We start from the raw sequence: 13,416 nt of genomic DNA, 5'->3' as shown, positions 1-13,416 counted from the left end.
GGATCTCAGCCGTATTCACCAGTCCTGCCAGGGGATGATGGTGTTCAGCGGCGTGTCGATGACGCACTCCCCGGCGGTGTCAGGCGAATTGTCGGCCAGCCATGCGGTGATCCGGCTCGTGACGCGAACCGGCTCATCGTCCAGATAGAGCAACCGGATCCGAAGGCCGCCTGGTGGATCTGTGGCCTCCAGCGAGCGCAGCCCCAATCCGTTGTCCTGGTGGCGATGCAGCGCGAACGTCCACGCCCCGGCCACGCCGTCGATATTCAACAACGAGGGAATCGCGACCCGGTCCTCCCATTGGTGGTGCCGGTGGGCATCGGAACCATGGGGTTCGGCGAATCGGGTCATCGTCAGGTGCAGCCCACGGTTCGGTCGGTACGGGATGACGCCAGGGGACACCAGCGCGGAAGCGGCCGCATAGCCCTTTACCGGCCGGAAGAATGCCAGCACCGTGCGACGCACACCGGGGATCATCGGTCCGCGGCCCCACTGGAATGAGTCAGAACCCAGTTCCTCCCATGTGCGCACCGATTCCTGGACCGGAGGGCGGAACCAGTACATCGCCACGTAGTCGGTATCGGCCTGTGCCGGTTCGGCGGTGGAGACCGCGCGGCACTCGGAGGGTCGGCTCCACCGGTCACCCCACGCTATTCCGGGTAACGCGAGATTCTCCGGCCGGTGATCGAGTTGATGCCACTCGTTGTAGCGGCGGTGTTCTTCGGCTCCCCCGCCGTCGAGCGCAACAAACGAGAAGAACACGAGCGGGCAATCGGCGGCGGACATATCGGCCTCTCAGATCTGTTCAGGGACAGCCGACCCTGCTATCCCGAGGTTGAGGAGAGTATGCGCGTACGGGTTTCCGTTGAGCAGCCGACTGGTGCGGGTGGTGATCTGCCATGCCCCTTCGACACGTTCCAGCGCGAAATGGTTGGCCGTGGCCCGCCACACCCGGTAACCGGCCTCGCTCTCACGCAACAGCACCAGCGATTCACATACGGCGACGGCATTGTCACCATCGACGGTGACAACGGCCGGACCGAGGAAATGGCAGCATCCCGCGGCCACCAGATCCTGATGGCTGGCAGAGTCGACCATCTGGTGCACACCGCCCCGGCCGGTCATCAACCAGCCCTCGACGTCGTAGGTGCCGTTGACCGACCACAGGGCAGCCGCGTTGTCGGCGTTACCCGCATCGACTGACGGGCCGTATGAGGCAAGGAGTTTCGCGATCGCCAGTTCATCCTCCAGGCGCTGGAGCCGTGCGAGTAGGTGCTGTTCGACAGTCATGGGAACCGCTCCTCGATGTCACGTAGCCGGGCAAGTTGATCGCAATAGTGACGTGCGCTGTCCGCTCGGACCGAGCAGGTGATCGCGGTGGCCCCGGCATCGCGCAAGGTCAACAGTCGTGCCCGCGTCCCGACCGCGTCGGCCCCTGGGTCCACCGCTGTTGAGAGCAGCACCTCGAACCCGGCAGGTAGGTCGGCTCGGCTGACCATCTCACACACTTCGTCGGGGGTCAGCCCGAACGGCATCCAACCGTCGGCCAGCCCGATTGCACGGCGCAACGATCCGAAGCTGCGACCACCGACCCAGATCGGCACCCGATGCTGCTCCGCGTGTGGCAGCACTGTCATGTCCTGGTAGTCGTAGAACGGGCCGCGATAGCAGGATGCGGCACTGGACAACGAGACGCGCACAGCGCGTAGCGCATCGTCGGCCCGCGCGGCCCGCTGCTCCCACGGCGCCCCGATCAGTTCGAATTCCGCTTTCAAGGAGCCGATTCCAACGCCGAGCACCAGGCGACCACTGCTGACCTTATCGAGCGTCCCGTAGCGTTTTGCGATCTCAAGCGGGTGGTGATAGCCCAAGACCACCACTGAGGTGGCCAGACGGATCCGTCGGGTGTGCGCAGCGAGAAACCCAAGGGTGGCCAGCGGATCCCAGTACACCGCACCACGTACTGCCGCCTCCGTCGACGGCACCGCCACATGTTCTGAGCAGGTCAGGTAGTCGAAGCCGAGACCATCTGCCGCGGAGGCGATCCGGGCCAGATCAGCGATCCCCGCCTCGGCCTCCCAGGGCGACGCAATGCCGGGAACCTGTACCACCACCGGTGTCGACAGACCCAGCCGCACGATCAGTGCGCTCCCGCGATGAGGGCGGCGATCGCACGATGTGTCTCCAGCACCACTCGTGATCGGTCCGGAGCGCTGTTGGCCTCGGCTCGCTCGGCGTTACCGCCGGCCACCCACACCGGGCCGTCGGCCAGGTGGGCAAGCCCCTCCGCCGCCACCTCGGCAGGTTCGTTCACCAGGATCCCGGGAGCGTCGAAGTTCAAGCCGATGCGCTCCATCGCCGGAGTGCGCGTCACGCCCAGAACCAGCTCGAGAACATTGACGTTGCGCTCGCGCAGCTCAAGCCACAAGCTTTCGGCGAACATGCGAGAGAACGCTTTTGCCCCGGCATAGATGGAGTGCCGCCAGGCCCCCATGTAACCCGAGAGTGAGCCGACGATCATGATCCCGCCGCGGCCGCGGGCGGCCATCGCGCGTCCGTAATGCTGCACCATCTCGAGCATCCGGGTCACGTTGAGGTCGGTGACCTTCTGAAATTCGCTCAGATCGGTTTCGAGGAACAACTCGTTGCACGTGCTCGCACCCGCGTTGTAGATCAGCAACCCGACGTCTAGATCGGCGGTGTCCTCGGCGATTCGCGAAACCGACTCTGGATCCAGCAGATCCACCGAGATCGCGCGCACCTCGACGCCGAGCTCGCGGCACTGGTCGGCAGTATCGGTCAGCGGCCCGGGCTTGCGGGCGATCAGCACCAGGTTGAATCCGTCTTCGGCGAGTTGGCGGGCAAACTCGGCGCCTACGCCTTCGGACCCCCCTGCGATGACGGCCCACGAACCGTATTTGGCCAAATCAGTCATTGTTCCTCCTGATGTTGTGTGTCTGCCGTCATCCACCTGCGTGGCCGGCACCAGCCACCGCGACACCCACGACCTACATCGAGCCGCTGCTCACCTGCCGCACGGTATGCGGCTGGTGCGCCGTCGACCGCAGCGGTTCCCGGTCACCGGACGTCGAGACGAGGTGTCCCGGCCACCGGAATCAGCGGGTCGGTGCCGTCGGCTGCTACGCAAGAATCGCCGCCCATGACCGACGCGAGCATTCAGACCAAACGGAGCGTCCTTGTCACGGTGGCCGATGTCATCGACGAGAGCCCCGACGCCCGCTCGCTGGTCCTTACCATCCCGGAGGACCAGCGTGAACGGTTCGCCTATCGTCCCGGACAGTTCCTGACACTGCGAGTGCCCAGCGATCTGACTGGGTCGGTGGCCCGGTGTTACTCCCTGGCCAGCTCGCCGCACACCGATCCCGCACCCAAGGTAACGGTCAAACGCACCGTCGACGGGTATGGCTCGAATTGGTTGTGCGACAACGTCAATGTCGGTGACACCCTCGAAGTGTTGCCACCGGCGGGTCTGTTCACCCCGGCCAGCCTCGACGCCGATTTCCTGCTGTGGGCGGCCGGCAGCGGCATCACACCGGTGATGTCGATACTCAAATCGGTGTTGACGGCCGGGACCGGACGGGTGGTCCTGTGCTACGCCAACCGCGACGAACGCTCGGTGATTTTCGCAGGCGAACTCCGCGAACTCGCCGCTCGCCATGCGGGCCGGCTGACAGTGCTGCACTGGCTGGAATCGATTCAGGGCCTACCGACCCGCGCTCAGCTGGGCGGGTTCGTCCGGACCGTATTCGCCGGGCCCGCTGGATTCGAGTCGTTCGTGTGCGGTCCGGCCCCGTTCATGGCGGTCATCAAAGAAACGCTCGCCGAGGCCGGTGTGCCGAGGGAGAGGATCCATCTCGAGGTGTTCCAGTCGCTGTCCGGTGATCCGTTCTCCGACGCCAACACCTCAGTGACAATCGATTCCGATGACCGCGATGCCGCGGCTCTCCAGGTCGACCTGGACGGCGCGAGTCACCGGATGAGATGGCCACGGGAGGCGACGTTGGTTGACGTGCTGCTCCGGTCAGGTGTGGATGTTCCGTACTCCTGCAAGGAAGGACAGTGCGGATCGTGCGCGGCCAGGGTGGTGCGCGGCGACGTGGAGATGGCCGCCTGCGACATTCTGGAACCCGACGATCTCGCCGACGGCGTCATCCTCGGCTGCCAGGCGCGGCCGGTCTCCGATGACATCCACATCGAGTTCTGAGCGTGTGCCCGCACCTTTCCACTGACCGGGATTCACCGACGCCGCGGGGATCAAAGCAGTACACCATCAGTGCCAGCCTTCGACGATAGGACCAGATGATGACTGAGCGGGTAATCGACCGGGTGCGCGAGATCGCCGAACAGCTGCGCGGCCAGGGCCCCGAAGCCGAGAAGATCGGCAAGCTCACCGATGAGACAGTCAAGATGATGAAGTCGGCGGGCAACATCCGCCTGCTGCAACCGAAGACCCACGGCGGGTTGGAGGTCCATCCACGCGAGTTCGCCGAGACCGTCATGGCCACCGCGGCACTCGACCCGTCTGCCGGCTGGATCAACGGTGTGGTGGGTGTGCATCCCTACCAGTTGGCCTACGCCGACCCGCGGGTCGCAGCCGAGATTTGGGCCGACGACGTCGACACCTGGGTCGCCTCCCCCTACGCGCCGCAAGGTGTGGCCAAGCCCGTCGACGGCGGCTACCTCTTCAACGGCCGTTGGCAGTTCAGCTCGGGTACCGATCACTGCGACTGGATCTTCCTGGGCGCCATGATCGGCGACGCTGACGGCAAGCCGCTGATGCCACCGCAGATGCTGCACATGATCCTGCCCCGTAAGGACTACGAGATCGTCGAGGACTCGTGGAACGTGGTGGGGCTGCGCGGAACCGGCTCCAAGGACGTCATCGTCAAGGATGCGTTCGTGCCGTCGTACCGGACCATGGACGCGATGAAGGTCATGGACGGTACGGCTCAGCGCGAGGCCGGGATGACCGAAACCCTGTACCTGATGCCGTGGTCGACGATGTTCCCGCTCGGCATCAGCTCGGCCACCATCGGCATCGCCGAGGGCGCGCTGGCGGCCGCACTCGATTACCAACGTGAGCGGGTCAACTCCAGTGGTGTGGCGATCAAGGACGACCCCTACGTGATGTACGCGATCGGGGAAGCCGCCGCGGACATCAATGCGGCGCGCCAGGAACTGTTGGCCAATGCCGACCGCATCTACGACATCGTCGACTCGGGTAAAGAGGTTTCTTTCGAAGATCGGGCCGCGGGTCGACGCACCCAGGTGCGCGCGGTGTGGCGAGCCGTATCGGCAGTGGACGAGATCTTCGCGCGCTGCGGCGGCAACGCGGCGCGGATGGACAAACCGCTGCAACGCTATTGGCGCGATGTGCACGTCGGTCAGGCGCACGCCATCCATGTCCCCGGCACGGTCTATCACGCGTCGGCCCTGAGTTCGCTGGGTGTGGATCCGCAGGGTCCGCTGCGGGCAATGATCTGAGAGGGCAGCCACATGGGATTGATCAAGAGCCTCGGCTACGTCACCGTCGCCGCCTGTGATATCGAACGCTGGCGACACTTCGCCTTCAACGTGCTCGGCTTCGCGACCGGCACGGGCCCGGACGAGTCTGCGTTGTATCTGCGGATGGACGAGCGTGCCGCGCGCATCATCGTCGTACCCGGCGAGATCGACAAGATTGTGACCGTCGGCTGGGAAGTGCGCGACCACGCCGACCTGGAGTTGGTGAAGGCAGCACTCGAGACTGCCGGCGTTCCGTTCAAACAGCTGTCATTGCAAGAGGCCGACGCGCGCCGGGTGGAAGAAGTCATCGCTTTCGAGGATCCCGCCGGTACCGCGCTGGAGGTGTTCCACGGACCCGTACTCGACCACTCCCCCGTCATCACGCCGTTCGGTGCGAAGTTCGTCACCGGCGATCAGGGCCTCGGACATGTGGTGTTGCCTGCGCTCGACGTCAATGGGTTGTTCGAGTTCTACACCGAGGTTCTGGGTTTCAAGTCACGCGGCGCATTCCGCGTCCCGGTGCCGCCGGAGTTCGGTCCGGTGCGGGTCCGGTTCATGGGCGTCAACGAGCGCCATCACAGCCTGGCCATCTGCCCCGCGCAAACGCTGCGAGATCCCGGTTTGATCCACCTCATGGTCGAAGTGGACACGCTCGACGCCGTCGGTCAGGCCCTGGACCGGGTGAACGCCGAGGGCTTTCAGTTGTCCTCCACGCTCGGCCGGCACACCAACGACAAGATGGTGTCGTTCTATGTGCGCGCTCCGGGCGACTGGGACATCGAATTCGGCACTGAGGGCATGCGGGTCGACGAAACCTATTACACAGCAGAGGAAATCACCGCCGACAGCTACTGGGGACACCAGTGGGTCACCGACCTTCCGAAGGCCATGCAACCATGACAGTCACCGACGACATTCAACCGATTCCGGCCGGCACGGTCACCGAATGGGCCGATAAAGCCGACGTGGTCATCGCCGGCTACGGGGTGGCCGGCGCGGCCGCTGCGGTAGAGGCAACACGTGCGGGAGCCGACGTACTGGTACTGGAGCGCACCGGCTCATGGGGCGGAGCGGCCTCGATGGCAGGTGGCTTCATCTACCTGGGCGGCGGCACAGAGATTCAAAAGGCCTGCGGCTTCGATGATTCCGTCGAGAACATGACCGCGTTTCTCAACGCGGCCATGGGACCCGGCGCGGACGCCGCGCGCATCGCCGACTACTGCGAGGGCAGCGTCGCGCACTTTGATTGGCTCGTGGGCTGCGGGGTGCCGTTCAAAGCCGAGTTCTTCGGCGAGCCCGGCTGGGAGCCTATGGGCGACCAGGGGCTCATGTACAGCGGTGGCGAGAACTCGTATCCGTTCAACACCATTGCCACACCGGCTCCGCGCGGGCACGTCCCGCAGATGCAGAACAAGAAGCAGGGCGAGTCCAGCGCGGGTTACATGCTGATGAAAGGCCTTGTCGACACCGCGACCGCGGCCGGAGCACGTTCGCTCTATGACGTGCGCGTGCAGGCCCTGATCGTCGAATCCGACGGCCGGGTCGTCGGCATCCGGACCCGCCGCTACGGCACGACGATGGACATCCGGGCGCGCCGCGGAGTTGTCCTGGCCACCGGCAGTTTCGCCTACAACGACGCCATGGTCGCCCAGTACGCGCCGCGCATCGCGGGGCGCCCGGCCGCCTCGATCGAGCAGCACGATGGGCAGGCCATCCGGATGGCGCAGGCGCTCGGCGCGGACCTGGCACACATGGACGCCACCGAGGTGGCGTTGTTCATCGACCCGCAGCAGTTGGTGCGCGGGGTTCTGGTGAACGAACGTGGGCAGCGTTATGTCGCCGAGGACACCTATCCCGGTCGCGCCGGCCAGTTGACGCTGTACCACCAGAACAACACGGCCTATCTGATCATCGACGGCGATGCCCAGGAAGAGGCGATGGCCTCGGTTTCGCCCCAGCTGATGATGCGGCCGCCGACATGGGTGGCCGACACAGTCGCCGATCTGGAGGCTGAGATCGGGCTGCCACCGAACTCACTGCAAGCCACCGTAGATGCCTACAACGAGGGGGCGGCCCGCGGCGAGGACCCGCTGCTGCACAAGAAGGCGCAGTGGCTCAAGCCGATCAAATCCCCCGTGGGCGCCATCGATCTCCGCGAGAGCACCGGTGGTTTCACCCTCGGCGGTCTGCACACCACCCTCGATGCCGAGGTGCTCCATGTCAGCGGTGAGCCCATCCCGGGCTTGTTCGCCGCCGGGCGCTGCACTGCGGGCCTGGCGGCCTGGGGCTATGCCAGCGGGGTTTCGCTGGGCGACGGAAGTTTCTACGGTCGCCGGGCCGGGCGGGCCGCGGCCAAGGCGTAGCCGCTGCCCAACGTGAAGAAGGTCGCGAGATTCTGGAGAAATCTCGCGACCTTCTTCACGTTCGGGCTGTTATACCTCAGCAAGGTCCGTAGGCGCGAAGTAGCTTCGCACCGAGGTGATCTTGCCGTCCCCATCTTTGGTTGACGACATCATTCACCCCTCATCGTGATGACAACCTTGTCAGCCGCGCCCGGGGTGGCCACACACTGCAATGCCTGGTCGAGGTCAACGAAGTCGAAGGTGTGGCTGATGATCAGCTGATATTTCTCCCAATTGTCGATGATGTCCTTGGTCACCTCGAAGATCTCGGTGGGATAGCCCATCGAACCGATGATCGCCAGTTCGTTGCTCATCACGTTCATGAAGTCGATGCCGATGGCCTCTTTGTGAACCGCCACGATGCCGAGCTTGGCTCCCCGCTTGGCCGCAGTCAGGGCGGTATCGACGGCCGCCGGGACGCCGGCGGCGTCCAGAAACACGTCCGTGCCGGCCTTGTTCGGCCACATCGAATCCCCTGGACCGTGCAGTTCGATCAATCGCGCGACGACGTCCTCGTCCTTGGAGTTGATCACCGCGTCCGCGCCGACCTTCAGCGCTTTCTCCAGTCGCGACGGCAGAATATCCGCCACTACAACGTGTTTGACTCCCCTCGATTTCAAGGCGATCGTAATACCCAAGCCGATAGGCCCGGCTCCGAGCACGAGCACCTGGTCGCTCGTCCGAGGCGCCACCTGGTTGACCGCGTGAAGGGCAACCGCCATGGGCTCGTTGAGGGCCGCGACCTCGTACGGGATGTGGTCGGGCACCACCTCGAGGCTCTGACCCCGAACGGCATCCTTGATCAGCAGGTAGTCGGCCAGCGCACCAGTCGAACCGCCGTTGCCGATGATGTCATCGGCGATTGCCATCGGATTGACCACCACCCGGTCGCCGACCGAGATACCGCGCACATCGCGACCGACCTGTAGCACCTCACCGGCCGGCTCGTGGCCGATCGGCATACATCCGTGCCGTGGTGGCAATCCACCGATGGAGATGTAGAGCGTGTCGGAACCACAGATTCCGCACGCTCGAATTCTCACCAGGACGTCAGTGGGCCCAGTCTCAGGTGTTGGTACGTCGACGATCTCCGTTTTGTCGGGGGCGGTGATGATGGCTGCTCTCACGTGAAGTTCCTTCCCATCGATGTCGTCGAATCACTCAGAGCACGCTGTAGCCACCGTCGACGACGAGCGCCGATCCGGTGTTGTACGAGGCGTTTCCACTGCACAGGTAGAGAATGGGGCTGGCGATTTCCTCCGGCGTGGCGAACCGTCCGAGCGGAATGTGATCCACCTGTTCCTGTTTGATCTCCGGCACGTAGTCCATCGGCGCCGTCATGCGGGTGGCCACGAGTCCTGGCACGACGGCGTTGACGCGGATGCCGTCACCGGCCCATTTCACGGCCAGGTTTCGGGTGAGCGCGAGCACTCCCGCCTTCGCCGATCCGTACCCGGGCACCACCGGTACCGACCGGATGGCCGCCATGGAAGCGAACATGATCACGCTGGCCCCGCCCGGTGCGTTCGACGATTTCAGTGCGGCGTACAGCCGTTCGGTCAACCGGAACGGCGCCAGCAGATTGACAGCCACCGACTCGGTGAAACCCTCCGGCGTCGATTCGTCGAGCCCGCCCGGGAAGTTGGCCCCGGCGTTGTTGATCAGGATGTCCAGTTCGGTGAATTCTGCTGCCAAAGCATCGATTCCGTTGGCGTCAGTCAGCGTCAACTGTCGATATTTCAGTCCGGACAGGTCGACGTCGTAGTCTTCGGGACCGCCTCTCGTCCCGGTGATCGTGACTTGGGCGCCACTGTCTCTCAGAAGCAGGGCGGTGGCATGCCCGATCCCGCTGGTGCCTCCGGTCACGAGGGCAGTCGTACCGGAGAAGTCGAACAGCACACGGTTTGTCATGACAGTTCCTTGATCTTTTCGCGCAGCCAGGCTGCTTCCCAGAAATTTGTGCTGCCGCGCAGGAGATCCTGATGAGCAGCGATCAACACCTGCTTGGCCTCCCCGTCATCAGGCTGGGCCCGATGCACCATCTCGGCCAGCCGGATGGCACGCACCGGTTCCCCGGCGTCGCGCAGTGCGTGGGCCCGGCCGAGAACCGCGGCTGTGCCGGCGAGTTCGAGCAGATCGGCCTCGGTGGCACTCGGAGCGTCGGCATAGAGTTCGGCCGTCGAGCGATGGTGGAACCACCCCGCGTAGTTTTCCCAGATGGCCCGCACGTTCCACCGGACCATGCCGTAGCCTTGGCCGACCTCCAACTCGGGTGGTAGCACCACCTCACGCATCAAGGTGTGCACGTCCTTGCCGGCGTTCATCCCCGCGACGGTGTGATCGTGCAGGTACATCACCGCGTCACGCAGTCGCGTCAGCTCCCACTCGATCCGGTCTTTGCCGACGATCGGCCCGAAATGCCCGGTAAGCAACGTCTCGGCACCCAGCGCGCGGACCCGCTCGATGGACTCGACCACCGTCAGCGCATCCCGATAGCGGTCCCCGCGCATCGTCACCAGGTTCGGAATGTGCCCGAATAGTGCGCCGAAGACGTTGCCGCACAGGCAGACCCCCTCTTGCGGGAGCCACACCACCAGGCTGTCGGTGGTCTCACCACCTGGCGTGGCATAAAGCTCCAAACGGCGCCCGCCGAGTTCGATGACGAGTTCGTCGTCGACGACGATCGTCGGGGCCGGAACGCTCTGCGGTGGCGGCGGTCCGAATCGTGCCGCGGTGCGCTCGATGGTGTCCATCACCTTGTCGACCCATGCGAATGCCGAGTTCCTGGCCCGGAACTCGGCCAAAAGTTCGTTGTCCCGCCGCCACGTTTCCCAGTTGGCCTGGGCGACGATCTCGCTGTCGGAGTCGGCGACGGTGTCGAGGCCACCGACGTGGTCGACATGCCCTTGGGTCAGGATGACGTACCGGATCGGCGCGGTATCGATGGCGTCATAGTTGGCCCGGTGCACGGGCCCCTCGAAACCCATGCCGGTGTTCAGCACGATCCGGCCGGCATCGGTCGTCAGCAGGTAGGAGTTCGACAGGCCCGGCGAGAGCCAAATACTCGGCGCTACTTCCTCTGCCGGCGCACCCGCCCCGACGATGTCGTCGGCCCCCGGGCGGCTCAAGTATGCGGGTTGGTAACTGGTCACGCTTCCTCCCGTACGTCGAATCGGTCGAAGTAGAACCCGAAGCGTGACCGGACTTCGCCCGGTGTCCCGCCGAAGTGGCGTTGGAGGTCATACCGTATTTGGCCGTGCTTGCCCCGTGGGTTGTCATGTAGGTAGCGGGTAAACGCCGCCCGGGTATCTTCGGTCAGGGCAGTGCCGTTGTAGCCGTACAACTTTTCCAGAATGGGTAGCTCGTTTCCGTTGAGCTGATGGAATCCGATGTCGACGCTGCGGTCCGGGCCGATCAGATCCCGGTCGCGTACACACGCACGCAGCAGCCGCTCGACGCGGTCGATCCAGTAGTCCACGAGCCCTTCCGGGTCGATCTGCTTGCGGCGTACGCGATCTCCGTACGCCAGCATCGTGACCGCGGATTGGATGACGGCCACGGGGTCTCGGTGGGTGAACGCGACGGTGGCATCTGGAAATGTCCGTATCAGCGGTCCGAGTTGCTCACAGTGTTGCGGCGACTTCAGCACCCACTGACGTGGACCACGCAAGAATGTCAGGGCCTTGAGAACCGTGCGTAGATAGCCGTAATGGCGATCTTGGTCCAACCCCAGATAGAAGTCGCGCCATTGCGGCACTCGGCAGTGCCACTCCAGCACATAGCTCGCGAAGTCCAGATCGAGGATCTCGACTTCTTCCTCGATCGCCTGCGGAAACCGGTCGTGCATGTTCTGCACCAATGGGGTCATGGCCATGGCCGACTCGTGCTCGGAAACACTGCGCGCGAAGCGCGGGTCCACTCCGTTGACGTCGGGACCTTCACCGTGCCTGGGGAAGGGTTCCTGACTCTCCCAGTACGGCAATGCGCGCCGCCTGGGATCGGCCGCGATGAGGTTGACGAGATGCGTTGTCCCCGAACGTGGTAGTCCGACGACGATGAGCGGCCGCTCGATCTCGATGTCGTGGATCTCGGGATAACGACGCAGCAGGTCCGTCAACAACAACCGTTGCGAGAGCAACCGAACAATGCGGTTTCGCAGTATGAAGCGGTTGAGATTCGTATTGTCGCTGTCTGCATCGACCGCCCCCGCATAGGCGCCAAGTCGGGGACGAAAATCGTCCGGCCCGAAGTCATCCAACCCCGTCTGCTCCATCGCCGCCGCGATCAGGACTGCTGGGTCGAGATCCACCGTCAGGTTCTCCATCCCTGCGAGGACCTCTCGTTGCATCGGGTTGAGTTCGGGGACCGCCAGATCCTCGATGGTCAGTGCATCCGACACGCTGCTCCTTCGCTGCGATGATTTGGAATGACGAATATTCGTTGTAGTGTCCGAATATATGAACGCCAAGCTAGGCCAGCCCGATGAGCAGGGTCAAGACCCTTCGCCGCCGACCCGTCGCGTCGTCGCTGTCGTCGAGTTGCTCGCCACGCGGCCGGATACGCCCCTGACCCTCGCCGAAATCTGCCGCGAGCTGGAGATCAGTCGCTCGACCGGACATGCGATCCTGACCACCCTCTGTTCCTGCGACTGGGTGCTGCGTGACCCATTGAGCGGGAAGTACACCCTGGGCGCGGGCCTTCCCACGACCACCCCACCGGCGGCGCCGCTGCCGCGAATGCTGCGCGAGCCATTGCGGCAGCTGTGCTCGGCCATCGGCATGGCTGCTTGCATTTCGGAACTCAGAGACGGCCGCCTTGCCGTGATCGAATCGGCCGCTCCTGGTGCGAGCCACCCGCCGGTGCAAGCCGGGGTGCGGCTGCCGTTCGTGGCTCCGTTCGGCCGGGAGTTCGTGGCGTGGGCGCCGACGACCGTGTGCGACGAGTGGATGGCCGCAGCCGGCCCGGTCAACGATGTCTACCGGGCGCGAATGCCCAAGGTACTCAACGAAATCAAGAAACGCGGCTACGGCATTGAACGCCTCAGCGATCCGCTGCTGAACGTGTTCGCCGCCCTACTGGCCCTCGAGCGCGCCCCTGCGACGGATCCAGTGGCAGCGCGACTGGCAGGCGCCGTCGCCGATCTGACGATCATCGACTTCCTGCCGCCTGAACTCGCCAAGATCGAGGAGTATCCGCTGGCGACGATCTCAGCGCCCATATTCGACGGGCACGGAAACGTCGTGATGTCGGTGTCGGCGCAACCGTACAAGCAACTCACCCAGGAGGAGGTACGGAGCGTCGGCGCGAGGGTCGTCGCGTTCGCCGAGCAGGCCCGTCCCCTCGTCGCGCGGCACATGCCACTTCCCCTACCCAGGTCCGAGGCGCGGGCCAGCGAGTAGCCGGGCACGTTGCCGCACCCACCTTCAGGCCGAAACGTGACAGCGGACACATAGGTGTGATAGATATATGACTATTAGTCATATGCCGT

At 64.5% G+C, this 13,416-nt stretch carries 13 protein-coding genes; 5 read left to right on the top strand and 8 right to left on the bottom strand.

The window, feature by feature from the left end:
- Positions 1–15: 15 nt before the first annotated feature.
- Genes BN4332_RS02125 through BN4332_RS02110 form a run of 4 tightly spaced genes read right to left on the bottom strand, consistent with a single transcriptional unit; the run spans position 16 to position 2,935 of the window.
- Positions 16–786: a hypothetical protein gene (locus tag BN4332_RS02125; protein ID WP_066896904.1), complete on the bottom strand. Its 771-nt coding sequence runs from the start codon at positions 784–786 to the stop codon at positions 16–18.
- A gap of 9 nt (positions 787–795) precedes the next feature.
- Entirely contained in the window at positions 796–1,290 is a 495-nt protein-coding gene (locus tag BN4332_RS02120; RefSeq protein WP_066896902.1) for a nuclear transport factor 2 family protein, read from the bottom strand.
- A complete protein-coding gene (locus BN4332_RS02115) occupies positions 1,287–2,138 on the bottom strand; it encodes a TIGR03619 family F420-dependent LLM class oxidoreductase (protein ID WP_066896900.1) in 852 nt (283 codons plus the stop codon). Before BN4332_RS02115 ends, BN4332_RS02120 begins: the two co-directional genes overlap by 4 nt.
- A gap of 2 nt (positions 2,139–2,140) precedes the next feature.
- Positions 2,141–2,935: an SDR family NAD(P)-dependent oxidoreductase gene (locus BN4332_RS02110; protein ID WP_066896898.1), complete on the bottom strand. Its 795-nt coding sequence runs from the start codon at positions 2,933–2,935 to the stop codon at positions 2,141–2,143.
- A 225-nt stretch (positions 2,936–3,160) separates the two neighbouring features.
- Between BN4332_RS02110 and BN4332_RS02105 the strand changes: the two genes are divergently transcribed.
- The 4 genes from BN4332_RS02105 to BN4332_RS02090 all read left to right on the top strand — a co-directional run bounded on the left by BN4332_RS02105 (position 3,161) and on the right by BN4332_RS02090 (position 7,889).
- Positions 3,161–4,225 (top strand): ferredoxin--NADP reductase, encoded by a 1,065-nt coding sequence (locus BN4332_RS02105; protein WP_066896896.1) that lies wholly within the window; start codon positions 3,161–3,163, stop codon positions 4,223–4,225.
- Between the two features lie 98 nt (positions 4,226–4,323).
- Positions 4,324–5,505: an acyl-CoA dehydrogenase family protein gene (locus tag BN4332_RS02100; protein WP_066896959.1), complete on the top strand. Its 1,182-nt coding sequence runs from the start codon at positions 4,324–4,326 to the stop codon at positions 5,503–5,505.
- Between the two features lie 12 nt (positions 5,506–5,517).
- A complete protein-coding gene (gene bphC / locus BN4332_RS02095) occupies positions 5,518–6,426 on the top strand; it encodes a biphenyl-2,3-diol 1,2-dioxygenase (RefSeq protein WP_066896894.1) in 909 nt (302 codons plus the stop codon).
- Complete coding sequence (locus BN4332_RS02090) at positions 6,423–7,889, top strand: FAD-dependent oxidoreductase (RefSeq protein ID WP_066896892.1); 1,467 nt, start codon at positions 6,423–6,425, stop codon at positions 7,887–7,889. The genes bphC and BN4332_RS02090 overlap by 4 nt, the downstream gene beginning before the upstream one ends.
- A 149-nt stretch (positions 7,890–8,038) precedes the next feature.
- Here the strand turns inward: BN4332_RS02090 and BN4332_RS02085 are convergent, their stop codons facing one another.
- The 4 genes from BN4332_RS02085 to BN4332_RS02070 are packed head-to-tail and all read right to left on the bottom strand — an operon-like array spanning position 8,039 to position 12,276.
- A complete protein-coding gene (locus tag BN4332_RS02085; protein ID WP_066896890.1) occupies positions 8,039–9,055 on the bottom strand; it encodes a zinc-dependent alcohol dehydrogenase in 1,017 nt (338 codons plus the stop codon).
- A 34-nt stretch (positions 9,056–9,089) separates the two neighbouring features.
- On the bottom strand, positions 9,090–9,839 hold the full coding sequence (locus tag BN4332_RS02080) for an SDR family NAD(P)-dependent oxidoreductase (protein ID WP_066896888.1): 750 nt from the start codon (positions 9,837–9,839) through the stop codon (positions 9,090–9,092).
- Positions 9,836–11,080: an MBL fold metallo-hydrolase gene (locus tag BN4332_RS02075; RefSeq protein ID WP_066896886.1), complete on the bottom strand. Its 1,245-nt coding sequence runs from the start codon at positions 11,078–11,080 to the stop codon at positions 9,836–9,838. Before BN4332_RS02075 ends, BN4332_RS02080 begins: the two co-directional genes overlap by 4 nt.
- Positions 11,077–12,276 carry a sulfotransferase family protein gene (locus tag BN4332_RS02070; protein ID WP_066896957.1) on the bottom strand — a complete coding sequence of 400 codons (1,200 nt, stop codon included), beginning with the start codon at positions 12,274–12,276 and terminating at the stop codon, positions 11,077–11,079. The genes BN4332_RS02075 and BN4332_RS02070 overlap by 4 nt, the downstream gene beginning before the upstream one ends.
- 109 nt (positions 12,277–12,385) lie before the next feature.
- Between BN4332_RS02070 and BN4332_RS02065 the strand changes: the two genes are divergently transcribed.
- Positions 12,386–13,327: a helix-turn-helix domain-containing protein gene (locus BN4332_RS02065; RefSeq protein WP_074132940.1), complete on the top strand. Its 942-nt coding sequence runs from the start codon at positions 12,386–12,388 to the stop codon at positions 13,325–13,327.
- The last annotated feature ends 89 nt before the right edge of the window (positions 13,328–13,416 follow it).

Source organism: Mycolicibacterium houstonense, from assembly GCF_900078665.2.
GTDB lineage: Bacteria > Actinomycetota > Actinomycetes > Mycobacteriales > Mycobacteriaceae > Mycobacterium > Mycobacterium houstonense.
This window is presented reverse-complemented; position numbering and strand designations above follow the sequence as displayed.

What these genes read in the sequence shown, in the direction of transcription:
- BN4332_RS02125 (WP_066896904.1), bottom strand. Translation starts at nt 786, where the DNA reads ATGTCCGCCGCCGATTGCCCGCTCGTGTTCTTCTCGTTTGTTGCGCTC.
- BN4332_RS02120 (WP_066896902.1), bottom strand. Translation starts at nt 1,290, where the DNA reads ATGACTGTCGAACAGCACCTACTCGCACGGCTCCAGCGCCTGGAGGAT.
- BN4332_RS02100 (WP_066896959.1), top strand. Translation starts at nt 4,324, where the DNA reads ATGACTGAGCGGGTAATCGACCGGGTGCGCGAGATCGCCGAACAGCTG.
- bphC (WP_066896894.1), top strand. Translation starts at nt 5,518, where the DNA reads ATGGGATTGATCAAGAGCCTCGGCTACGTCACCGTCGCCGCCTGTGAT.
- BN4332_RS02070 (WP_066896957.1), bottom strand. Translation starts at nt 12,276, where the DNA reads ATGCAACGAGAGGTCCTCGCAGGGATGGAGAACCTGACGGTGGATCTC.
- BN4332_RS02105 (WP_066896896.1), top strand. Translation starts at nt 3,161, where the DNA reads ATGACCGACGCGAGCATTCAGACCAAACGGAGCGTCCTTGTCACGGTG.
- BN4332_RS02065 (WP_074132940.1), top strand. Translation starts at nt 12,386, where the DNA reads ATGAACGCCAAGCTAGGCCAGCCCGATGAGCAGGGTCAAGACCCTTCG.
- BN4332_RS02110 (WP_066896898.1), bottom strand. Translation starts at nt 2,935, where the DNA reads ATGACTGATTTGGCCAAATACGGTTCGTGGGCCGTCATCGCAGGGGGG.
- BN4332_RS02090 (WP_066896892.1), top strand. Translation starts at nt 6,423, where the DNA reads ATGACAGTCACCGACGACATTCAACCGATTCCGGCCGGCACGGTCACC.
- BN4332_RS02080 (WP_066896888.1), bottom strand. Translation starts at nt 9,839, where the DNA reads ATGACAAACCGTGTGCTGTTCGACTTCTCCGGTACGACTGCCCTCGTG.